This is a genomic window from Leptolyngbya sp. FACHB-8, assembly GCF_014695575.1.
Taxonomy (GTDB): domain Bacteria; phylum Cyanobacteriota; class Cyanobacteriia; order Elainellales; family Elainellaceae; genus Vacuolonema.
This window is the reverse complement of sequence record NZ_JACJOO010000015.1, coordinates 145,227-167,070: the sequence shown is the minus strand read 5'-3', so window position 1 is coordinate 167,070 and position 21,844 is coordinate 145,227. Positions and strand designations below refer to the sequence as shown.

Annotated in this window: 23 protein-coding genes; 13 read left to right on the top strand and 10 right to left on the bottom strand. The window is 50.4% G+C overall.

Translation table 11 applies throughout. From position 1 onward, the window contains the following. Window positions 1-248: 248 nt before the first annotated feature. A complete protein-coding gene (locus tag H6F91_RS03590) occupies window positions 249-533 on the bottom strand; it encodes a hypothetical protein (protein WP_206754894.1) in 285 nt (94 codons plus the stop codon). A 325-nt stretch (window positions 534-858) separates the two neighbouring features. Then, the gene (gene clpB / locus H6F91_RS03585; protein ID WP_190774417.1) at window positions 859-3,480 is read right to left on the bottom strand and encodes an ATP-dependent chaperone ClpB; all 2,622 of its coding nucleotides are present in this window, start codon (window positions 3,478-3,480) and stop codon (window positions 859-861) included. Between the two features lie 391 nt (window positions 3,481-3,871). Between clpB and H6F91_RS03580 the strand changes: the two genes are divergently transcribed. Together H6F91_RS03580 and H6F91_RS03575 are read left to right on the top strand one after the other, a co-directional pair. Beyond that, a complete protein-coding gene (locus H6F91_RS03580; RefSeq protein ID WP_190774418.1) occupies window positions 3,872-4,474 on the top strand; it encodes a hypothetical protein in 603 nt (200 codons plus the stop codon). A 5-nt stretch (window positions 4,475-4,479) separates the two neighbouring features. After that, window positions 4,480-4,653: a hypothetical protein gene (locus H6F91_RS03575; RefSeq protein ID WP_190774419.1), complete on the top strand. Its 174-nt coding sequence runs from the start codon at window positions 4,480-4,482 to the stop codon at window positions 4,651-4,653. Between the two features lie 30 nt (window positions 4,654-4,683). On the opposite strand, the gene H6F91_RS03570 is transcribed toward H6F91_RS03575, so the two are convergent. After that, window positions 4,684-5,016: a DUF5615 family PIN-like protein gene (locus H6F91_RS03570; RefSeq protein WP_190774420.1), complete on the bottom strand. Its 333-nt coding sequence runs from the start codon at window positions 5,014-5,016 to the stop codon at window positions 4,684-4,686. After that, a complete protein-coding gene (locus H6F91_RS03565) occupies window positions 5,013-5,243 on the bottom strand; it encodes a DUF433 domain-containing protein (protein ID WP_190774421.1) in 231 nt (76 codons plus the stop codon). Before H6F91_RS03565 ends, H6F91_RS03570 begins: the two co-directional genes overlap by 4 nt. An 18-nt stretch (window positions 5,244-5,261) precedes the next feature. On the opposite strand from H6F91_RS03565, the gene H6F91_RS03560 reads away from it, so the two are divergent. Genes H6F91_RS03560 through H6F91_RS03550 form a run of 3 tightly spaced genes read left to right on the top strand, consistent with a single transcriptional unit; the run spans window position 5,262 to window position 5,979 of the window. Then, the gene (locus tag H6F91_RS03560) at window positions 5,262-5,423 is read left to right on the top strand and encodes a hypothetical protein (protein WP_190774422.1); all 162 of its coding nucleotides are present in this window, start codon (window positions 5,262-5,264) and stop codon (window positions 5,421-5,423) included. A 30-nt stretch (window positions 5,424-5,453) separates the two neighbouring features. Next, window positions 5,454-5,690, top strand: a complete 237-nt coding sequence (locus H6F91_RS03555; RefSeq protein ID WP_190774423.1) for a DUF4160 domain-containing protein — start codon at window positions 5,454-5,456, stop codon at window positions 5,688-5,690. After that, the gene (locus H6F91_RS03550; protein WP_190774424.1) at window positions 5,671-5,979 is read left to right on the top strand and encodes a DUF2442 domain-containing protein; all 309 of its coding nucleotides are present in this window, start codon (window positions 5,671-5,673) and stop codon (window positions 5,977-5,979) included. Before H6F91_RS03555 ends, H6F91_RS03550 begins: the two co-directional genes overlap by 20 nt. A gap of 286 nt (window positions 5,980-6,265) precedes the next feature. Here the strand turns inward: H6F91_RS03550 and H6F91_RS28505 are convergent, their stop codons facing one another. Continuing rightward, on the bottom strand, window positions 6,266-7,648 hold the full coding sequence (locus tag H6F91_RS28505; RefSeq protein ID WP_206754893.1) for an ATP-binding protein: 1,383 nt from the start codon (window positions 7,646-7,648) through the stop codon (window positions 6,266-6,268). 727 nt (window positions 7,649-8,375) lie between these two features. On the opposite strand from H6F91_RS28505, the gene H6F91_RS03540 reads away from it, so the two are divergent. After that, complete coding sequence (locus H6F91_RS03540; RefSeq protein ID WP_190774426.1) at window positions 8,376-9,104, top strand: hypothetical protein; 729 nt, start codon at window positions 8,376-8,378, stop codon at window positions 9,102-9,104. 73 nt (window positions 9,105-9,177) lie between these two features. Here the strand turns inward: H6F91_RS03540 and H6F91_RS03535 are convergent, their stop codons facing one another. After that, a complete protein-coding gene (locus tag H6F91_RS03535; protein ID WP_190774427.1) occupies window positions 9,178-10,425 on the bottom strand; it encodes a URC4/urg3 family protein in 1,248 nt (415 codons plus the stop codon). 458 nt (window positions 10,426-10,883) lie between these two features. Continuing rightward, the gene (locus tag H6F91_RS03530; RefSeq protein WP_190774428.1) at window positions 10,884-11,477 is read right to left on the bottom strand and encodes a 2OG-Fe(II) oxygenase; all 594 of its coding nucleotides are present in this window, start codon (window positions 11,475-11,477) and stop codon (window positions 10,884-10,886) included. 326 nt (window positions 11,478-11,803) lie between these two features. On the opposite strand from H6F91_RS03530, the gene H6F91_RS03520 reads away from it, so the two are divergent. The 4 genes from H6F91_RS03520 to H6F91_RS03505 all read left to right on the top strand — a co-directional run bounded on the left by H6F91_RS03520 (window position 11,804) and on the right by H6F91_RS03505 (window position 16,123). Beyond that, window positions 11,804-13,333, top strand: a complete 1,530-nt coding sequence (locus tag H6F91_RS03520) for a hypothetical protein (RefSeq protein ID WP_190774430.1) — start codon at window positions 11,804-11,806, stop codon at window positions 13,331-13,333. Between the two features lie 157 nt (window positions 13,334-13,490). Further along, a complete protein-coding gene (locus H6F91_RS03515; RefSeq protein WP_190774431.1) occupies window positions 13,491-14,414 on the top strand; it encodes a glycine betaine ABC transporter substrate-binding protein in 924 nt (307 codons plus the stop codon). A gap of 66 nt (window positions 14,415-14,480) precedes the next feature. Continuing rightward, window positions 14,481-15,449, top strand: coding sequence for an ATP-binding cassette domain-containing protein (locus tag H6F91_RS03510; RefSeq protein ID WP_190774432.1), 969 nt, complete (start codon window positions 14,481-14,483; stop codon window positions 15,447-15,449). Next, window positions 15,449-16,123 carry an ABC transporter permease gene (locus H6F91_RS03505; protein WP_190774433.1) on the top strand — a complete coding sequence of 225 codons (675 nt, stop codon included), beginning with the start codon at window positions 15,449-15,451 and terminating at the stop codon, window positions 16,121-16,123. Before H6F91_RS03510 ends, H6F91_RS03505 begins: the two co-directional genes overlap by 1 nt. A gap of 269 nt (window positions 16,124-16,392) precedes the next feature. On the opposite strand, the gene H6F91_RS03500 is transcribed toward H6F91_RS03505, so the two are convergent. The 3 genes from H6F91_RS03500 to cbiB form a co-directional block, all read right to left on the bottom strand. Next, the gene (locus H6F91_RS03500; protein WP_190774434.1) at window positions 16,393-16,572 is read right to left on the bottom strand and encodes a DUF4278 domain-containing protein; all 180 of its coding nucleotides are present in this window, start codon (window positions 16,570-16,572) and stop codon (window positions 16,393-16,395) included. A gap of 59 nt (window positions 16,573-16,631) precedes the next feature. Then, window positions 16,632-16,808 carry a DUF4278 domain-containing protein gene (locus tag H6F91_RS03495; protein ID WP_190774435.1) on the bottom strand — a complete coding sequence of 59 codons (177 nt, stop codon included), beginning with the start codon at window positions 16,806-16,808 and terminating at the stop codon, window positions 16,632-16,634. 257 nt (window positions 16,809-17,065) lie between these two features. Continuing rightward, the gene (gene cbiB / locus H6F91_RS03490) at window positions 17,066-18,052 is read right to left on the bottom strand and encodes an adenosylcobinamide-phosphate synthase CbiB (protein ID WP_190774445.1); all 987 of its coding nucleotides are present in this window, start codon (window positions 18,050-18,052) and stop codon (window positions 17,066-17,068) included. Window positions 18,053-18,770: 718 nt separating this feature from the next. Between cbiB and bchL the strand changes: the two genes are divergently transcribed. The 3 genes from bchL to H6F91_RS03475 all read left to right on the top strand — a co-directional run bounded on the left by bchL (window position 18,771) and on the right by H6F91_RS03475 (window position 21,756). Beyond that, window positions 18,771-19,637, top strand: coding sequence for a ferredoxin:protochlorophyllide reductase (ATP-dependent) iron-sulfur ATP-binding protein (gene bchL / locus H6F91_RS03485; protein ID WP_190774436.1), 867 nt, complete (start codon window positions 18,771-18,773; stop codon window positions 19,635-19,637). A 172-nt stretch (window positions 19,638-19,809) separates the two neighbouring features. Beyond that, window positions 19,810-20,253, top strand: a complete 444-nt coding sequence (locus H6F91_RS03480) for a DUF5331 domain-containing protein (RefSeq protein WP_190774437.1) — start codon at window positions 19,810-19,812, stop codon at window positions 20,251-20,253. A gap of 96 nt (window positions 20,254-20,349) precedes the next feature. Further along, on the top strand, window positions 20,350-21,756 hold the full coding sequence (locus tag H6F91_RS03475; protein ID WP_190774438.1) for a ferredoxin:protochlorophyllide reductase (ATP-dependent) subunit N: 1,407 nt from the start codon (window positions 20,350-20,352) through the stop codon (window positions 21,754-21,756). The last annotated feature ends 88 nt before the right edge of the window (window positions 21,757-21,844 follow it).

Genomic DNA, 21,844 nt, shown 5'->3' with positions numbered 1-21,844 from the left:
CCGGGAGCGATCGCCCTGTAGAGTAGTCGCAAACGTAGAGCGTAGGGCTAAGCTGAGCAGCATCTTTCTACAGAAGTTTCAACAAAAAAGGTGAGCATTTGCCCACCTTTTCAACATACATCTCATATTGTTAGTGTCGCTTCAAAAAAGCCTATTTTGACATGTGCTCTGCGCACGCCAAAACGGGCACTTGGGCTTATCCCGAATTGAAATTAACTAACGCGACAAGAGCTATAAATAGCAACAGTTTAAGTTTCGACAGTCAGGGCAGTTGGTTTTAAGTAGAGTTTTGCCAAGTAGGCCTGCGTAGGCTTCGTGGGATTTACAAAGGCCGTGAGGCGATCGCCCACTTTCATACCATACAAATTCCAGCCGATCACAACATTCACCGATTCGTACAGACTGCCGTCGAAGACATATTGATACCGCACAATCCACTCACCTTTCTTCCATCGTTTGAAGGTGAGAACAGCATCGACAGGCGTACCATCCGCAATCACTTTACGTATCATTCCAACACGGCGAAATGTCAAAAAGAGCCCCAAAGGAACTGTTATCAAGCAAAACGGAATAAAAACAATGCTAGCCAGGGAGACACTAAACAGAATCGCGGACCAATAATCGCGAAAGATGACACTAAAGCGACCTGGTTTTGTACTCATAGTAAATGCGTGGGGGAAGGAATCTAGTTCTATAGTTCCCGTTCGAGAAAGCAAAATCACTATCAGCCTCAAAAGATTTAGGCAATCTTCTTGAGAAGATCTCAGCGAACCTCCTTATCGCAATGAATGAACTGGCGATCGCTATCTCAATTACCCAATAAAAAAGGTGGGCCGTAGCCCACCTTTTAAAGGAATGTTATTGAGTGGTCAACACCTCAGAAGGAAGGCGTTTGAACGCTAACCGCTCGTTCTCCACATCGACATAGATGGTGTCGCCATCGGTGAACTCGCCCCGCAGGATAGCCTTGGCGATCGCCGTTTCCAACTCCCGCTGAATCGCCCGCTTTAGTGGACGTGCCCCATATACGGGGTCGTAACCCACATCGGCAAGGAAGTCGAGAGCGCTATCGGAGATGCGGAGGGCCATCTTGCGATCGGTCAGCCGCTCCTCTAGCCGCTTCACTTGCAGCTTAACGATGTTGCGTAGCTCGGACTTCTTCAGGCTATGGAAGATGATGAATTCGTCCACCCGGTTGAGGAATTCTGGTCGGAAGTTGGCCCGCATCGCGTCAATCACACGGCTGCGCATTTCGTCGTAGCGATCGTCATCGCCAGCCAGGTCGAGGATGAACTGCGACCCGATGTTGCTGGTCATGATGATGATGGTGTTCTTAAAGTCCACCGTGCGCCCCTGAGAGTCGGTGATACGTCCGTCATCCAAAATTTGCAAGAAGACGTTAAACACGTCGGGGTGAGCTTTCTCGATTTCATCGAACAGCACCACGGCATAGGGCCGGCGACGAATCGCCTCCGTCAGTTGGCCCCCTTCCTCGTAACCCACATATCCCGGAGGTGCACCAATCAAGCGGGATACGGCGTGTTTCTCCATGTATTCCGACATATCGATCCGTACCATCGCATCCTCTGTGTCGAACAGGTAGGAGGCCAGAGCTTTCGCAAGCTCGGTCTTACCAACCCCCGTGGGGCCAAGGAAGATGAAGCTGGCGATCGGACGGTTGGGGTCAGAGAGACCTGCACGGGAACGCTGGATTGCATCCGAAACTGCCGTCACCGCTTCGTCCTGACCAATCACTCGATGGTGCAGCTCGTCCTCCAGGTGCAGGAGTTTTTGCATTTCCGATTCCACCAGCTTGCTGATGGGGATGCCCGTCCACTTGGAGATGATTTCCGCGATGTCGGACTCGGTGACTTCTTCCCGCAGCAGGGATTTACCGCTGGTCTGGGTCTGGTTCAGACGGGTTTCGGCTTCATCCAGTTGTTTCTGGAGCTGGGCCAGTTTGCCGTACTTTAACTCGGCGGCACGGTTCAGGTCATAGTCACGTTCGGCCTGCTCGATCTCGATGTTGACGTGGTCGATTTCTTCCTTCAGGTTTTTACGGACATCCAGGACATCCTTTTCTGCCTGCCACTGGGCGTTAAAGGCGGATTGAGTTTCCTTCAGGTCGGCCAGTTCTCGGTCGAGTTTTTCGAGGCGATCGCGCGACGCAGCATCCGTTTCTTTCTGAAGCGACAACCGCTCCATTTCCAGTTGCAGAATCTTACGATCCACTTCGTCCAGTTCCTCTGGCTTGGAAGTGACTTCCATCTTCAGCTTGGCGGCGGCTTCGTCCACCAGGTCAATGGCCTTGTCGGGGAGGAAGCGATCGCTAATGTAACGATTCGAAAGCACCGCCGCTGCCACCAGGGAGTTGTCAGCGATTTTGACGTTGTGGTGCGTCTCGTAGCGATCTTTCAGACCGCGCAGAATGGAGATGGTATCAGACACGGAGGGCTGATCCACATACACCTGCTGGAATCGCCGCTCCAGGGCTGCATCCTTTTCCAGATACTTGCGGTACTCATCCAGGGTGGTAGCACCAATACAGCGCAGCTCGCCTCGGGCCAGCATGGGCTTCAGCAGGTTCCCGGCATCCATCGCGCCCTGGGTCGCACCCGCGCCCACAACAGTATGGATCTCATCGATGAACAGAATGATCGTGCCGCTGGAGTCCATAACTTCCTTCAGCACCGCTTTCAAGCGCTCTTCGAATTCGCCACGATACTTAGCCCCGGCAATCAACGCACCCATATCGAGGGCAATCAGCTTGCGGTCCTTAAGGGATTCGGGTACGTCACCTTTGACGATACGTTGGGCTAAGCCTTCGGCGATCGCCGTTTTACCTACCCCAGGTTCCCCAATCAGCACCGGGTTGTTCTTCGTCCGGCGGGAGAGGATCTGGATGGTGCGCCGAATTTCATCGTCTCGACCAATCACCGGGTCGAGTTTACCCTGACGCGCCATTTCGGTGAGGTCGCGGCCAAATTTCTCCAGGGCTTCGTATTTGTTTTCAGGATTTTGATCGGTCACTTTTTGGCTGCCTCGTACTTGTTCGATAAACCGTCTGAGAGAGGCTTCGTCCAGCCGCAGCTCGCGGAATAAGGGTTTCCCAAAGCGATCGTCCTGGGCGTATCCCAACAAGATGTGCTCGACGGAAATGAAGTCGTCGCCGAAGGATTTGCGGTGGTTCTCGGCGCGATCGAGCAACGCATCGGCAGAACGGCCCCAGTATAAAGAGGAACCACTGCCGCTGACTTTGGGTTGCTTGGCAATAAAGCTATCGGTGTAGTCGCGCACGCGCTGCACGTTGGTACCTGCTTTGTTGAACACGCTAACGGCCAGCCCCTCTTGCTCTAACAGGGCTTTCATCAGGTGCTCAGTCTCAATCTGTTGCTGCTGGGCCTGCCGCGCCAGGTCTTGACTGGACACAAAGGCTTCCCAGACTTTCTCGGTGAATTTTTCCTGGCTCGTAGGTTGCATAGGACTCGGGATCCGTTTCAATAGGGACTTTCTCGGGGGCGATGCCGGATGGTGTCATTATCCACCTCACTACGCTCCGGCAAGGACTTTTCCGCCCTCTTTAACGATGTCTTTATTGTAAGGATCTCAACCCTACCCACAGGATCGGCTCTCCCTCCCCCCTCAGTAGCAGTTGCCGCCCAAACAGACCCTCTCATTTTGCTGAGCTAATATGTTTTTAATCATAATAATTCTTAGACCAGCCCTAAACTTGGCATCCCTTCAATGATTGAGCAAATTTTAAAGTTTATATCTTCTCTTAACTCCAAGAAGATTGCTGCTCAAGTGACTGTCGGATGTCTTATTGCACTTCTCATGATTTTCTTCCTATATCCAGAGCTAAAGCCAGTAATTGATACGAAAAAGTTATCCGAAGAAGCAGTTTTATCTTTTTTTAGTTCTTTTAGCTTTTAGTTCAGGCCTTCTGCTTACTGAATTATTGCTTTGGTTTTTGATAAATGTTTCAAGGCTTACAAAAATATTGACAGCACAATACAGACAAAATAAGGATCTTGAAAAGAAGAAAGAATATATACGCAATCTTCTTCCAGACCTGCCAGATGACCACATTGAGATTTTACAAATGGTGGGGAATCAGACACTAGAAATTAATAGACATCAACGACCTGTTAATTCCCTAGTTAAAATCGGTTTATTGAAGGAGATTCATAGAATTGATCAAATCCATAGCCTGTATCAAATTCCTGATTCAATGAAGTCTGTGTTTGACGACTACAAGAAATCTGTGGACCACCATTATTTCGAGGCGTTAAGCAAGGAATTGCAAGACAGTGAAGTAGAAATTTTGAAGCTATTTCTTGATCAACAGCTAGCCAATCCTTCTGATCCTCAACACCCTTGGCTTGAATGGAAGGTGTACTTGGCTGTTGATTCTCTAGTGCAGAAAGGGTTTCTGCTAGAGATGGAGAAAACAAAGCCAGATACTCAATTTTAGGGCGAATGCAAGAAGCCGATACACGGCATATTGAACTGGCTCCTAATACTATTCCTGTCCTAGAAGAGTTTTTCAAAGAAAAAATGAAACGCAATGCTGTGAAATTCAATCCTCATAATATTAGCGGCAATTCAATAGGAGGAGTTGGCCTATTTTATGGTGCTGAGAAAGAGGAATGAAACGCATTTAACTCGATATTTCTATTATTATTAATGCAACTCAAGACAGTGCAAATTAGAGTCATTTAATAGGGCTTGGATTGCCACAAAGCCAGAACGAATCAAGGCTTCAACCTGGCTTGTAGGTGTATTGCCACATCTGAGCCATACAACTTTTGGAGGCGAACCATATAAACGGCTTCGTTCAGGAAAGTCTGCATCTTGCGTCACAATACAAAAGTCGTTAACCTTGGCAAATTCCCATATTTCTGTATCCGTTTTCTGGTCTAGCCCCTGAAATTGAACATGACTAGATTCAGGAAAAACATCCGCCAATCGAGCTACTAATTTCCGGCTTAAATTCTGGTCAAATAGAAGCCTCAACTTGCACCTACCGAAGCGACTAACCGATGGTCACGATCTGCTGCGAATTCTAAACACGCGCGAATATCTTGCTCAGTTAATTCAGGAAAGTCATCCAGAATCTCAGCGTGAGACATTCCTGCTGCCAGCCAGCCTAGAACATCGTAAACCGTGATTCGCATCCGTCGAATACAAGGTTTTCCTCCCCGTTTGTCGGGTTCAATCGTGATGATTTCGCGGTAGCTCATGGGATTGTGGGCTGTTGGATGGGTTCTTTAAGTGTAGATGAGTGGATGAGTGGATGGGTAGATGAGTGGAGTGGAGGGGCGATCGCAACTGCAAACGGGAGGGGCGATCGCACTCCTTCTAATGGGGTGAGTGGGGGGCGATCGCCTCTATTCCTTAGCTGTCAAGTATTGGCAGGTTAAACTAAGGTCAGATCAGCGAACATCTAGCTCATGCCCACAGTTCTTCAGGTTGGCCCCTACAGCTTTATCTTCTTTAGTTCTGATAGGGCTGAACCTGCTCATATTCATGTAAAGCGTGACCGTCAACTTGCAAAATTTTGGCTCATCCCGATCGCCCTTGAAAAGAATCGAGGCTTCAAAGAGCATGAGTTAAACGATATTAAGAAAGTTGTGGAGGAGTACCATCAAACCTTACTGGAGGCATGGCATGACTACTTTGACGCTTGAAACAGAACCCCTTGCTGCTCAAGTCACCATAACGGATGAAAAACTCATCATTGATCTGGTTGATGGGCGGAGCCTAATTGTTCCTCTTTCCTGGTACCCCCGTTTATTGCATGGTTCTCTGGCAGAACGGCAGAACTGGCAATTGCTCGCTGATGGTTACGCTATTGAATGGGTTGATCTAGATGAACACATTGGTATTGAAGGCTTACTAGCAGGTCGTCAAAGCAGTGAAAGCCAGAAATCCTTAGAACGGTGGTTAGCAAGCCGCAATCCTATTACCAATTTTTAATTGGCTCAAACGTAAACGTTGATCTATTCGGGCTAAGGCGTGTTTTAAAACTCGCTGCAAAGTTGTTTTCCGTACCCTTCGTGTACGGAAAACAACCTTTAAAACAGCCCCTAAGACAGCTTGGAGAGATGGGGTAGCTGTATGGCGAATGTGATAGTTGATGAGCTTCAGCGTGCTCCTCTAAAGTACCTGCGATAGGTTGAGGCAGAGTAGCCTTTGCGATTATTGACACTGAGTTGAAAAGCCAGATTAGGCATGTGACGACTGCCCAAGTAGACTACTCAGATTATTTATAGGCTGGGGAACTATGGTGAATTGGAAGAAAGATTTCAAATTCTGTTCCTACACCTAATTCAGATTTCAGATTGAGTTGCCCCAGATGACGTTCTGTCACAATTTGATAGCTGATCGCTAAGCCTAAACCTGTCCCCTGACCTTCGGGTTTTGTTGTGAAAAACTCTTCGAAGATGTGTTGTTGAATTTTTTTGGGGATGCCTGTGCCATTGTCGGAAATGGCGATCGCCACTTCTTCATCGCCCTTCATCCAGGTTCGAATGGTAATAACAGGACGCCAAGGTTTAGATGACAGCTCAGAACCTTCACCATTCTGGTAAGAAGCAACTGAGGCACTCACCATTTTTTGATTGGCTCGTTCCAGTAGAGCATCAATACCATTACTGAGAATGTTCATAAAGACTTGAGACAGTTGATTGGGATAACAATCAATGGCTACCAAATCCCCGTAGTCTTTCTCAATTTCTACTGTATTTTTAGTACGGCTATTGAGGATGAGAAGTGCATGATCAATACACTGATGAACATCCGTTTTTTGAAGCTGACCATCATCCATCCGCGAAAATTTTCTGAGGCTTTCGGCAATACCCTTTAAGCGAACAGCACCAACCTTCAGGCTTTCGAGAATTTTACCAACATCTGATCGCACAAAATCAATTCCAATTTCATCCCGAGCTTTTAGCACTGGTGAGGGAGGATTTGGAAGGCTGACTTCATACAACTCCAATAGTTTTAATAAGTTCTCAACATAGCTTTTGAGATAGCCCAAGTTCCCTGAAATAAAGTTCACCGGGTTTAGAATTTCGTGGGCTACATTGGCAACTACACGCCCAAGGCTCACCATCTTTTCGGCCTGGATCATCTGGTTCCGGGATTGCTCTCGAATCACCTGCTGCGCCAATTCATGAATGGTTGATTGGGCTACGAGCAGTTGATGCACGTCCAGTAGCCGATGCTCTTTTTCGCTGAGCTGAACTACTACAGGATCGTAGAGGTAATCGAGCGATCGCTTTACTGACTGCTGAGCGGCATCGACAATGCGATCGCCCCCCGAAAATAAGAGAAATCGAGTATCCGTTGAGCTGCAAAATGATTGGAGCGATCGCTTCAAATAAAGTTCTAATGCATAGGGACGGCTCATCTTTGTAAGAAATCGCCGTCGGGATAGTAAGCCTACAGTTTTGCCTCGCTCCGTAACAAGAATACCGGGTAATTCAGGCCGTTGATCTAGCAACTGCACAACTTCAGATACCCTTTCAAAGGACTCAACCTGACACTCATAGAGTGTTAACTCTTGCAGGGTTGATTCCAGGGTCAAATTAGAGAAAGAAAACACAGTAGTTAAGGGAAAATCGGAGGCAGGGAGAATTGACACAACTTCAATCTACACACACAACATTAACAACTCCTTATGTGTAGATGCCACCGTAATAGCGAAAATAGATTGAAAGACTTCAGCCTAAGTATTCCTTAAACCATTCTTAACAAGAAGGTCTTTCACATGATTATGGTACCCCACCCTAGTACTAAACGGTTCACGTTTGCCTGTATTTGGAAATGAGAGGTGTGAAGCACCCCCATATCCAAATATGGGCTAATACTGACTAGTTAGTATTAGGGCGTTCTCTAAAGCTGACTAAAAGGCTCGCCTTTTATGCGATTTGCACACGAAAAATAACTTTCAAAATAGATTCTCGCTATTTTTATAAAAACTAATTCCACAAGAAGAATGACAGATTAGTAAATACAAGATCCTTAAAATTCGATCGCAACCATCGAATAGAAATAAGTTTAGAAACTGACATTAAAGGAACATTAAGCCTCGTCAAAACTATAAGCCCATTGCATCAGGCAAATTCATACCTCATATCTCTAAATCCAAGAACGTTATAAAACTCGATAAGTTACAATGATGCGCTGAAATCCCTGGCCCACAAGAGTTGCCTCGTATAGCCTGCAAATTCAATAAAAATGTTAGCAATAGCAGGATAGGGGAGGTTAGGGTATCCTGGAAACGTTTGTTTCGTTGAGTACCCCTAACTCAACGTTCACGTTTCGAAGCCTCGTCAGACAAATCGCCGTTTATTAAAGGAGACTTTCTGATGGCTACATTTAGCATCTCTGACTCAATCAATCTGGTTGCCCCCGATGGCTTTCAAGAAGATATCCAAGCGCTCATTGATGCCATTGAGAGCAGTATCGATATACCTCTATCGGATGTTGACTTATCCCCGTTAATTGATAGCGCTTTAACAGCTTTAGGAGATGGTGAGCTGAGTCAAGAAGAACTGACATCGCTCTCCACAACCGCAAGTGAGTTAGGTGAATCGCTTGGCATTACCGACGCTGAAGGGCTCACGATTCTTTCAGCGTTTGAGGATGTAATCGCTACCAACAACACCCTTATCACCGACGACAATCTCACGGGCACTGCCGCTAATGACATTGTTTATGGCGGCCAGGGCAACGATACCTTAACGGGAACTGCGGCTACAACGACTGGCGTGGGCGAGGTTGATGTGTTGATTGGCGGAAGTGGCAGCGACACGTTTGGGCTGGGAAATACAGCTTCGGCCTTCTACAACGATGGGGATGCCAGCACCGATGGAGCATTAGATTTTGCGGCGATCGCCGACTTCACCACCGGTAACGACGTTATCCAACTTCAGGGCCAGGCCAGTGATTATGTTCTGGCAGAACTTCCCGCATCCCTGGGTGTCACAGGAACCAGCATTTCCTACAGCCCAGAAGGGGCTACAACCCCAGAGTTGATTGGGGTCGTTTATGGCGTCAGTCTAACCAGTTTTGACACGAGTTTCGTGTTTGTTTAATGGATGTGCGCAGGTAGAACCTGCGCACATTTTTCCAATAAAACTCAGAGCCCTAATTTTGTCATAGCGATCGTTAAAACACGGTGCCATCACTCTCGATTTGAATGGGGGGACCACCGCCCATCCGCTTTTCAGCGGCAATTTGACGACCTGCGGCCCATGTTCCCCCCTCCAAGACCTTCACCAGGGGCAGGTCTATTTCGCTAAGGTTTAGCGATTGGCGAATCGCATCTGCAATTTTGTCGAGCAGAATCACGGTTACGGCACGCCATTCCACAATGATTTCCGAAGAAGGCAGGTGAGCCTCTTTCGTGACCGCTTCGTGCTTCGGTTCTAGCAGTCCTGTATCAATACATAGGCCACCATTACGGTACTCGGCCAGGCCGGTGAGCTGATCCAGCTGAGTAATCGTTATCCCTAGAGTTTGCAGGGGTTCAAGCAAAGAATAGGTGAGCCATTGGGAAAGCTTGTGAAAGGGAACCAGTCCTCCATCAGCCAGTTGATCACCCGTTAGCGCAGAATGTGACCAGACATCCCCCAGGTTAATTCCAGACAGTTGAATGCGACCCGGCCAGATATTACCCAGGCTTTGCAAGACAGCACTTAACACTTTAGGAGCCGGAAGTTGCTGATCGACAGACTGCTTTAAGAGGTAGTCAACCAGGTAACCTGGACGGGGATTTTCAGCACCAAAGTATTGGGGATGATCGCGCAAGACTTGCCCCAAACGACACATCAACTGGAGTCGTCCTTCCAGGCCCACCAGGGGGTTTGCGTCCGTTACTTGAAACCCGTCTCGTAAGGCAGAAGCATCCAGATTCAGCAGCGCCTCAGAATCTGTTTGCAGGGGAGCCGCTGGCACGCTGGAGAAAGCACCCGCGCAGAACATACGAAAGCTCGCGATCGCCAACCCCTCAGAGCGTTGAGACACCTGCCCCGTCTCAGCTTCCTGATAACGCCAGTTCGCGCCTGCGCCTGCATCCAGCAACACACTCGGAATGACGAGATCGAAACGGGCACGGGCCTGCTCCAGGGGATTGAGAGACGCTAGCCGTTGATCCAGCTCGGCGAGGCGATCGCTCCCTCCTGCATTAAAGTGTCGCCATCGGCTATGGAATGGCACTTGTAGGTCGGGATAATTTTGTCGCATAACCGCCAGCACATAATCAGCCGCAAAGGGCAGTTGGGACAGATTTAACCGAAAATGTGCCAGCTTATCCTTTCGTGCCAGTTCAAATAATTGGCCGCAGCGGTCGCGAACCGACTGAGGGGAGAGGAGATAGGCGATCGCCTGCCGTTCCGCTTCCGAAATAGTAGACATTACAAAGATCCCTCCCTGACGGCTTAATGTTCAGGAGCATACTCTCTCAAGGCTAATCCTGTAACCCTGATTATGCTCATCATTGAAAGATTTATAGGATTTTTCCGGGTGAGTCGTCGCTTAAAGGCAATGTTTTGTGCGTTGCCCGCCAAGACATTGCCTTCGGGTGTTCTAACCCCACATAGCCTTACGCGATCGGGTTTAGACAGTTTGTTTTTGACAAGCGTTACTGAGTGCAGCTTGTCAAAAAACTGCGTATTGAATTGGTATTAGAATCCATCCAAAAACCTAATTTGGGAAGGGTGGTATGCATACACACCCCCAACATTAGTTTTTTGGATAAACTCTTAATTCGGTCTCCAACAAAACCCATTCGTCAATAGACCTCCTGCATGAATCGGGTTTTGAGGGCGTGAGTCGTTGCGTAGCGAAGCCACGCAACGACTCACGCAGGAGGTCTAATGAAATAACCAGGTCGTGAACACGTACTGGGTACCTGTAGTCACAGGAAGGGATTGGTGGGGATGGGTGAAATAAGCCGGAAAAATTAGCACACTGCCAGCCTCCGGCCTAACTTTAATATCCTGGCGATCAAAATAGGTCTCTCCTCCCTGGAAGCCGTCATTCAGGTAACCCACCACACTGATGTCGCGGGTTGGGATGCCCCGTCGCACCTCCTGGAAGCGGTTTGCTAAAAGGATGTTGTCTACATGGCGTTGGTAAAACTGCCCTGTCTGGTACCGCAAAATTGAGAAGTTTTCCGCAACAGGAAATTTCATCCCGTAGTGTTCGTACAGCAAACGCTGCACCACAACCACCTGACTCATCAACAGCTTGTTCGTTGATTGCGCGAGTGGTGCCGGGTCTCCCAAACGCCATATATCACCGCCGCGCACTGTTAGATCGATGTCATCGCCTAACGTTCGAGACGCCTCAAATTGTTGAGAATCCGCGACCTGAATGACATGCTCGCAAACTGAAGGAGCCAGCAAGTTACGGACAAGATAGATTTCGTGGCCCAAATCCGTCAGCGTGTGAGAGAGGGTCGTCATAGTAATATCCACAACATTGATTCAGTTTTGCTAAGGCCAAAGGAGAGCCAGGGCTTTTCTTAGGCCGCAGCGAAACGGAACACGAGTACAAGCCGTATCAAAAAAATGTGTGGTAAACGCCCCTGCCCCGATTATGCCCACCTTTTTGGGGAAGCTGCTAGTCTTCCATCATCTTCAAAAGGCCGTCATCCGCTCCCTGAGAATTCACTATTTAGAGCATTCCGCCTCTGAAGAAATTAGACACCGCCTCTCTGTTACAGCCAATGGCCTGCTCTGCCCCTTACAATTTAATCTTCCTCACTCTTCCACCCTTGATCCGCTAAAGTATGACGTCTCGGCCCTCAAAACCTTCTAAGCGCTGGCAACCGATTGATCGCATTGCTCTCATACTCATCATGATTTTTAGCCTTTTGATCGGAGGTTTGTCCCTATCAGGGGATCACACCGCGCCACGGGTGCGGGATTTTAGTTGGGGCGATCGCCAAATCGGAGCCGAAGACCGTGCCTTTTTGCTCACCTTTAGCCGTCCTATGGATCATGAAAGCGTGGAGCGAAATCTCAAGATTGATCCTCCCCTGGCGGGCAAGATGAGCTGGGCCGGTCGCCGTATGGCTTACACTCTGGAAAACCCTGCCCCTTATGGCACCCAGTTCAAGCTGCAATTGCAGGGAGCGCGAGATCTCTACAGCAAAAACAGGGATGGCCGGGAAATGTTGCTGTACGAAAGCACGTTTCAGGGCCGCGATCGCGCTCTGGTTTACCTGGGGGTGGAAGGCGATCGCGCTGGACGTCTCATCCTTAATAACTTCACTCGCAAAGAAGAGATAATATTGACCCCGCCGGATCTGGTCGTGATGGACTATGAGCCCTATCCAGCAGGCGATCGCATCCTTTTCTCTGCCACACAACGCAACTCCAACGATCCCTTTGGGTTGGATCAGAAGGTTTACACCGTCACAACAGGCATCCACATCAGCGCGCCAACCATAGGGCCGGGTGTGGAGGGCGATCGCCCCAAACCCAAAAGCAGCCCTCAACCGGCCGGTGTGATTGAACTCGTGCTGGATAACCGCGAGTATCAGAACTTGAAGTTTGACCTGGCCCCCAGTGGAGAATTTGTCGTCGCTCAACGAGCCAACCGCCAGAACCCTTCCGAATTTGGCCTCTGGGTGATCTATCCCGGCAAGGAACCCGAACGGGTTGAAACGGAACCCGGTGGCGATTTCCTGGTTGCTCCTGACAGTACCTCTGTTGCCATGGCCCAGGGGGAAGGGATGGCAATTCTGCCACTCCAGTCTGGAGCAGACCCGCTGGACTTTTTGCCTAAATTTGGCATGGTGCTAAGCTTCTCCTCCGATGGCTCAGCCGCCACCATGGTGAAATTCAACCGTGACCCTGAGAACCCTACCGAGTCGCTATTCCTGGTCACCAGCCAGGGTACCGAGAAGGATTTGCTCACCACCGATGGTTCCATCCTGACGGCTCAGTTTGATCCCAGCAAAACCTGGCTTTACTGCCTGGTTACCAAGTTATTGCCAGGTGATCAGTTTATTGAACAGCCTATTCTGACCACGGTGAATACAAAGAGTGGTGAACGGATCGATCTGCTCAAGCTACCCCTTCAGCGAGATATTCAAATGAGCCTTGCCCCTGACGGCTTGGGCTTACTATTCGACCAGACTGTCACGGCGGATAGCCCCGACAACCAGGAGGCCCTGCGGGGTTCTGATGGCTCGGCGATCGCCACCAGCCGCCTCTGGTTCTTCCCCATCCTCAAAGACAAGGACGGAAAGCCTACCGCTGTTGAACCCCAGCAATTACCCCTGGTTGGATTACGCCCTCAGTGGTTGCCCTGAACCAGGCCTGTCCGTATGATGAATAAGACTTGAGGGTAGGAATACGTCTGTCCCCTGTTTTGCGTTTCCAGCGTAGAGGCGATCGCCCAAACTGTCCGTCGTTCTGATTCCTGACCCCATCTGTAATTCCCCCTTCCCATTGCTCCAGGAGTTCGATATGCGATTTTTTCGGCGCTTTTTGATCCTGCCTCTGCTGGCGCTTATGACCGCTACCTTCATCGTGGCCTGCACCGGAGGTAGTTCTAATACCAGCAATAATGCCGCCTCATCCGGGCCTATCCGCGTAGGGTCTAAAGACTTTACTGAACAGTTCATTATTGGCGAAATGTACGCCCTGGCACTGGAGAAAGCCGGGTTCCAGGTCGAACGTAAGCTAAATCTGGGCGGAACCCCAGTCGCTCAAGCGGGTTTAGTCAACGACGAAATTGATCTGTATCCTGAGTACACCGGAACGGGGTTACTCACCGTTCTAAAACGCCCTGCCAACAGCGATCAACAACAGGTCTTTGATACCGTCTCGAAAGCCTACAAAGAGCAGTTCAATTTGGTGTGGCTAGACCCTGCTCCAATGAACAACACCCAGGCATTGGCCATGACCCGCGAGAAAGCCGATGAGCTGGGCATCAAAACCATTTCCGATATGGCGGCCAAGGCGAGCTCCTTAACCCTTGTCGGCCCACCCGAATTTCAGGCTCGAGAGGATGGTCTTCCCGGCATCCAGAAAGCGTATGGCGATTTTCAACTGAAGGAATACAAGGCCGTTGATCCTGGGCTGCGCTATAAGGCGATCGTTGATGGCGAAGCGGATGTGGCAGTTGCTTTTGCCACCGATGGAGAAATTAGCGCCTTCAATCTGGTTCTCCTGGAAGACGACAAGAAGCTGTTCCCTCCTTACCAGGTTGCTCCCGTTGTTCGGCAGTCTGCCATTGATGCCAACCCTCAGCTGGCCGATACGCTGAACGCTCTCGCTCCTAAGCTCACCGATGAAGTGATGCAACGCCTTAACTACGAAGTAAGCGGCAACCAAAAAGAGCCTGCGGATGTCGCGAAAACGTTTTTAACAGAAGAGGGGTTGCTTTAGCGTTTGATTTTTCGCGCGCCAGTACGAAAAATCAAACTTGAGTACACACGTTGAGGTCAACCTACTGTGAGCGCAATTCAGTTTAATCAAGTCTCACTGCGGTTTCCGGGGGCATCTCGACTGGCCGTCAATGAAGTGACCTGCGAAATTGAAGCCGGCAAACTCGTCGTGTTGCTGGGGCCGAGTGGTTGCGGCAAAACCACTCTGCTCAAGATGGTGAACCGGCTCTATGAGCCCACCTCTGGCACGATTTACCTGGATGGGCAGGATATCCGGCGAATGAAAGCCACAAGCCTGCGGAAACAAATTGGTTACGTCATCCAGCAATCGGGTCTCTTCCCCCACATGACGGTGGCCCAAAATATTGCCGTGGTGCCCAAGTTATTGGGTTGGTCACGTCCCAAAATTCAAGAGCGGGTGGATGAGTTACTCACGCTCGTAGCATTGGATCCAGGGGATTTTCGCGATCGCTATCCCGCTCAACTCTCAGGTGGTCAGCAGCAGCGGGTGGGTGTGGCCCGTGCTCTGGCCGGTGATCCGCAGGTCATTTTGATGGACGAACCGTTTGGGGCGATCGATGCCATTACCCGCACCGCATTGCAGGATGAGATTTTGCGATTGCAACGACAACTCAAGAAGACGATTCTATTTGTCTCTCACGATGTTGAAGAAGCGTTGCGCCTGGCTGACAACATTCTGATTATGCGGACCGGGCAGGTCGTGCAATATGACACCCCGTTCCACATCCTGACGCAACCAGCAGATTACTTTGTCCACGAGCTGATGGGAGCTGATGACATGGTGCGGCAACTCAGCCTGCTGCGTGTGGAGACGGCCATGATGGATATGCCCCCCAACTACGCCCACACCGATGCCGAACCCACCATTACCCGCGACGACAGCCTGCGCCATGCGCTTTCCCTCATCCTCCGGACGGGGGCCCGTCGTTTGACTGTGCTAGAAGACGGCAATGCCGTTGGGTTCCTGACTCTGGAGCACATTCGCGATTCAGCCAGTGTCGGGGCAGGTGCTTGATGGGTTACATTCTCCAAAATCCCGCCGTGGTCTGGAAGTTGGTGCTGGAGCACCTGAGCATGACGCTGTTGACGTTGGCGATCGCCGTCCTCGTCGCCCTCCCCCTGGCCCTGCTCATCTACCGCTACCGCTGGCTCAATGTACCCGTTCTCGGCACCCTGGGCATCCTCTATACGGTTCCCAGCCTGGCCCTGATCATTCTGCTGGTGCCCTTTTTTGGGTTGAATGATCGCTCAGTGATTGCAGCGATGGTGATCTACACCCAGGTCATTCTGGTGCGAAATTTGGTGGTAGGCTTGCAGGCCATTTCCCCATCCGTCATTGAGGCAGCACGGGGGATGGGGATGAGTGTGTGGCAGCGCTGGTGGCAGGTGCAGGTACCGCTAATTCTGCCCATTTTCTTAGCAGGACTGCGGTTGTCGGCAGTGGTGGCGATCGCGATCGCCACCATCGGAGCCAAGTTTGGTGCGGGGGGGCTGGGCACGCTACTCTTCGATGGCATTGCTCAAGCCGGACGCTATGACAAGATCTGGGCAGGGGCGATCGCTGTCTCGGTTCTAGCCTTTGCCCTCAATGGCGCATTGCTCTCACTAGAATGGGCCACTAACCCAACCCGGAAGCTTTACAAAGGCTCCCGTCGCTCCCAACAACACCTCGCCTCCGCAACAGAATAAGAACGGAATTGTCATAGACCCGTGGATGGGATGTGGTGAGAGGAGCGCTTCGTATCCCTCTCACCACATCCCATCCACATAGCCATACACTACGAAGCGATCAAAAAAGAGCGCAGCTTTTCTCCTAATTGACCCAAGAAAAAAGCCTGAGATACCTCTCAGGCTCGTGTGTGTTCAGAGTAGGAGCAGTTGATTGTAGACGCACAGCGCACTTGCCTTAGCGGATGCCGATTGGATGGGGGTTCTTTGCATCAGCATCGCAGGCAATATCAGGTACTCGGTTCAACACCGCGATACTTCAGATTGGATACAACCCCAGTCCGTTGGGCAACCGTTGTTTGCTGGACCTTAAAGCGGTTACTCACGGAGAGAGCAGTCTGATCCGTTTCGGTGAGCTCAATGGCAGGGGTCGTGATTCTGTAGGAAATCGCTCGGTAGGAAAGGTGCATGGTGAGAACTCCGAGATTGAGGGGGGCAAAGCGGAAACTGGAGAACGCGGAGAATGGGGTTAGGCGTTGTAGTCGATACCACGATATTTGAGAGGAGCGGAATTTTGGTGCTGGACGACTCTGGCTTGTAAGACTTTGTAGGGGTTACCCAGGAAGCGGGCCGTTTGAGTCGTCTCACCCGGTTCGACTACAGGAGATTTAGATTGGTATGAAATGCCACGGTAGGAAAGGTTCATGAGGGCTTCTGGTGTTTGATGGGGGGTGTTTTAAGGCGTTGGGTTTAGCTGGCGGGGGTTGCCGTTCTCTGACCATGACGTTAGTTTGCCGCTTAAGCCCGGTTTGAACCACCGGCGTTTAGGAAGTTAAGCCAGAAGTTAAGAGAATTTTGAATACCTCAATTTGGGATAAGACCAAGAGCTCATTTTGTCGTGCGCTATGCGTACGACAAAATGTTTTTTTTGGGGCGCGCCTCGCGCGCCTCCCGAAAAAGCCCTTAACCCAAACTCAGATTGAATAAGGCGTTTCCGGAGATAAGGGCGATCGCCCCACTCAGCCATCCCAGAAATGCCCACCGTGTCAATCTCATTGCCTGATGAATAATCTGCGTTGTAATGGGCTGTGTGCCATCACCTAACAGTGGCTTCTGTTTAACGATCCCTCGATAGACATTCGTGCCACCCACCTGCACTCCCAACGCTGCGGCATAAGCACACTCACTCCAACCTGCATTGGGACTTGGATCTTGAGGTGCATCGCGGCGGCAAATGCGAAGTACATGCCCCGGTCGGCCAGAGAGTAGTGCAATGGTCAGAACCGCGAGACGACAGGGAATCCAGGTCAGTCCATCTTCAAAGCGGGCGCTACTCCACCCCAAATAGGTGTAGGGGGCTTCTCGGTACCCCACCATAGAATCGAGAGTACTGGCGGCTTTATAGGCCAAAGCTAAAGGTGCCGGGCCTGTGGGCAGGAAAAGCCCAGCGATCGCCCAAAATAACGGCCCCATCACTCCATCCGTTGCGTTTTCCGTCACGGTTTCCAGCACCGCCCGCCGCACTTCTGTTTCTGATAGCTGAGCGGTATCTCGGCCCACATAGCGGCTCAACGTCAACCGCGCTGTTTCCAAATCACCTGCATCAAGGGGCCGCAAAACGTCTTCTGCGGCTGCTCTTAAGCTGCGTCCAGCAAAGCAACTGGCGAGTAACACGCTTTGCACAGCCAGGCCAAAGAAGGGATGCAGTTGGTGAGCAGCGATGATGATCAGCCAGGCGATCGCGCCACTCCCCACCACCAGCAACAGGGTTAAACCGACACCAGCTATTCGTTGGGCTGCTGGATTATCGAAGGTTTTCAGCACCCATCGGCTGTATTGGCCAATTACCCAGCCCATCACCTGCACTGGATGCAACCATCCCCATGGGTCGCCAATCAGGTAATCCAACAAAGCGGCAATGCCCAAGGAAAAGACAGCGCCTTGTGCCAAATTACTCTGGGCAGGCTGTAGAAAAGCCTCTATTCCAGCAAAACCAGTCAAAATACTCAACGCGTCTCCTTCTCCAGACCCTGCATCTCAAAAAATTCATCATAATTTACAGGGAATTCTGAAATGCCCATTTTTCGTCGTTTTTAAGGACAGGTTGACCGACGATCCTCAGCAAAGTTAAGGATGATTTTTGCGGTTCATCCCTCTGGTTCGAAGCTATAGGGAAAGGGCTGTCTCCTTGAATAGGAAGGGATCCAGGGCGATCTGAAGTGGGGGGCGATCGCTTCATTCAAAGACTGGCTCAGCCGCTTGAAGCTCTTCGAGAGCATGGCAGCTAGGCTCTAGACGAAAATCAATCGTAATTCTAAAGATTTGAAGCTTTAATCTATTTGTCTATTGTTCCTCTTTCTACAAAAGGAAGACACAAAGAGATTCTGTTTATCGCTTAAGCTCTAATAAACTCTCTTGCACCTTTAATGAGCTTCAATGTACTTGATGCTGCTTTTTGCTTCCATTTGCTCGCATTTCCAAATTTCAGTACCCTTCCCACAGCCCATTCTTCCGTGAATAATGCAAAGTGTGACCGGAAGGTTAAAGGACTAAATGGTTTTTCCATTTACACCCGCAGGCTTTCCCGATTGCTTCCGGGAAAGTCTGCACTCTCTCCTCTCTCTAATCCCCTCAATCGCCCTCTACACGTACTACGGAGAACCCGCTCGTGAAACTAGCCGTCTATGGAAAAGGTGGAATCGGTAAATCCACGACCAGTTGCAATATCTCCGTTGCACTGGCACGGCGAGGCAAGAAGGTTCTACAAATCGGATGCGACCCGAAGCACGATAGCACCTTCACCCTGACAGGCTTTTTGATTCCCACCATCATCGACACCTTGCAGGAAAAGAATTTCCACTACGAAGATATTTGGCCCGAAGATGTGATCTACAAGGGCTATGGCGGTGTGGATTGTGTTGAGGCCGGTGGCCCTCCTGCTGGGGCTGGTTGTGGCGGTTATGTAGTCGGTGAGACAGTGAAGCTCCTGAAAGAGCTCAACGCCTTTGACGAGTACGATGTCATTCTGTTCGATGTGTTGGGTGACGTGGTGTGCGGTGGTTTTGCGGCACCTCTCAACTACGCTGACTACTGCATGATCGTGACTGATAATGGCTTTGATGCGCTATTTGCCGCCAACCGGATTGCAGCCTCTGTCCGAGAAAAAGCCCGCACGCATCCATTGCGTTTGGCCGGGTTGATCGGTAACCGTACTGCCAAGCGCGACCTGATCGACAAATACATCGAAACCGTTCCCATGCCAGTGCTGGAAGTGTTGCCGCTGATTGAAGACATTCGCGTATCGCGGGTCAAAGGCAAAACTTTGTTTGAAATGGCAGAATCTGATCCCTCGCTCAACTATGTCTGTGACTTCTATCTGAACATTGCAGACCAAATTTTGGCTTCCCCAGAAGGAGTTGTTCCTAACGATTCTCCCGATCGCGAGCTGTTCAGTTTGCTATCTGATTTCTATCTCAATCCAGAAAAGCACGCTCCAAAAAGCGAGAGTGAAGACATGGATTTGATGATGGTTTAATCCTTACGATTGGTTGCGGTTATGTTCAAGCCTGAAACCAATTCAATGCAAAATCTTAGAGGTGTTTGAGAAGCGATTTTTTTCGTACTTCCAGTGCATAAAAATCAATTCCTTACGGAACTTCTCAAACATAATCTTAGATAGTTCCTTTGCTTGTTAATGGTTCAGGTGCGTGAATATTCAATACTTGCGTCAATCTCTAAAACGTCGTTGGCTAAGCTACTACCAGGAAAATCGTGAATGGATTGATCAGCTGGGGGTTTGGGTCGATTGCGGAGGCCAACGCCGTCCCTCCTCCAGTTTCATTTTGGGAACTCTGGCATCCCTCGAACCCCAACTCACTCAACTCCTTCCCCTGGTCGTTAGCCTTAGCAATAATCCCGATCGCATCATCCTGGCCCTGGGTCTAAACTTCAACCCTAACGAGGAATTACAAACCCTCCAGGCCGTTGAGGAAGAAAACAAACCCGTTAAGATGCTTCCGTCCCAATCCCCTCCCGCCCTCGAACCTCTCGAATCTGCAAAATCCCAAAAGCTACCCTCTCTGATCGATGAATCTTGCGAAGGTGCCCGGTATAGCGGAGCAGCTCGCGATCGCGAATCCAGCAAAAAGTAGGGGACAGAAGGAGCAGGAGGCAAGGAAGCGAAAGGTAGAAGAAAAAGAATTTACTCATCCACGCATTGACTCATCCACCCCAAGGATTCCAACACTATGACCCTTGCTGACGCTCAACCCCAAGCTCTCAACTTTGACTGTGAAACCGGGAACTATCACACCTTCTGCCCGATTAGCTGTGTAGCGTGGCTTTACCAGAAGATTGAGGATAGCTTCTTCCTGGTAATTGGGACTAAAACCTGCGGCTACTTCCTGCAAAACGCGATGGGGGTGATGATTTTCGCAGAGCCTCGTTATGCAATGGCGGAGCTGGAAGAGGGTGATATTTCCGCACAGTTGAATGATTACGACGAGCTGAAGCGGTTGTGTGACCAGATTAAGCGCGATCGCAACCCCTCCGTTATCGTCTGGATCGGCACCTGCACCACCGAAATTATCAAGATGGATTTAGAAGGGCTGGCTCCCAAGCTGGAGGCAGAAATTGGCATCCCCATCGTGGTTGCCCGTGCCAATGGGTTGGATTACGCCTTCACCCAGGGCGAAGATACGGTGCTGGCTGCGATGGCGGCCCGTTGTCCCAGTCAGGCTCCCGCCTCTGAGGAAGAGAAGGAGGAACGGGGTGGTTTGCAAAAGCTGCTGAACTTTGGCCGCAAGAAAGAAGACGTCGCGGCTGAAGCCTCCGAATATGTGGATCATCCATCTCTGGTCTTGTTTGGCTCTCTGCCCGATCCCGTCGTCACCCAGTTGACGTTGGAATTGAAGCGGCAAGGTATCAAGGTTTCTGGTTGGCTCCCGGCCAAGCGCTACACAGAGCTACCGGTATTGGAAGAAGGCTCCTACGTGTGCGGCGTCAATCCCTTCCTGTCGCGCACAGCAACCACCCTCATGCGTCGCCGTAAGTGTAAGCTCATCGGTGCGCCGTTCCCCATCGGCCCGGATGGTACTCGCGCCTGGGTGGAGAAAATCTGCTCCGTGTTTGGGGTTGAACCGAAGGGCCTGGATGAGCGGGAAGCTCAGATTTGGGACAACCTGGAAGATTACCTGCAACTGATTCGCGGCAAATCCGTGTTCTTCATGGGCGATAATCTGCTAGAAATTTCTCTGGCCCGCTTCCTCATTCGCTGCGGTATGACGGTGCCCGAAATTGGCATTCCCTACATGGATAAGCGCTATCAGGCTGCGGAACTGGCTCTACTCGAGCAAACCTGCCGCGATATGGGCGTGCCCTTCCCCCGGATTGTGGAGAAGCCCGACAACTACAATCAGGTGCAACGCATCCATGACCTGAAGCCGGATCTCGTGATTACGGGCATGGCCCACGCCAACCCCCTGGAAGCCCGTGGTATCAATACCAAGTGGTCGGTAGAATTCACCTTCGCCCAAATTCATGGCTTCGGCAACGCCCGAGACATTCTGGAGTTGGTAACACGTCCCCTACGCCGTAACACCGCTCTCAAAGATTTGGGTTGGGACAAGCTGGTGAAAGAAGACGCAACCGTTTAATCGCATCCAAAATCTGAGAAGCCGTAGTTCTGTGAGAGCTGCGGCTTCTTTTTGTCGCCCCCTAGTACTCTGTCAAGAAGTTTTTGAG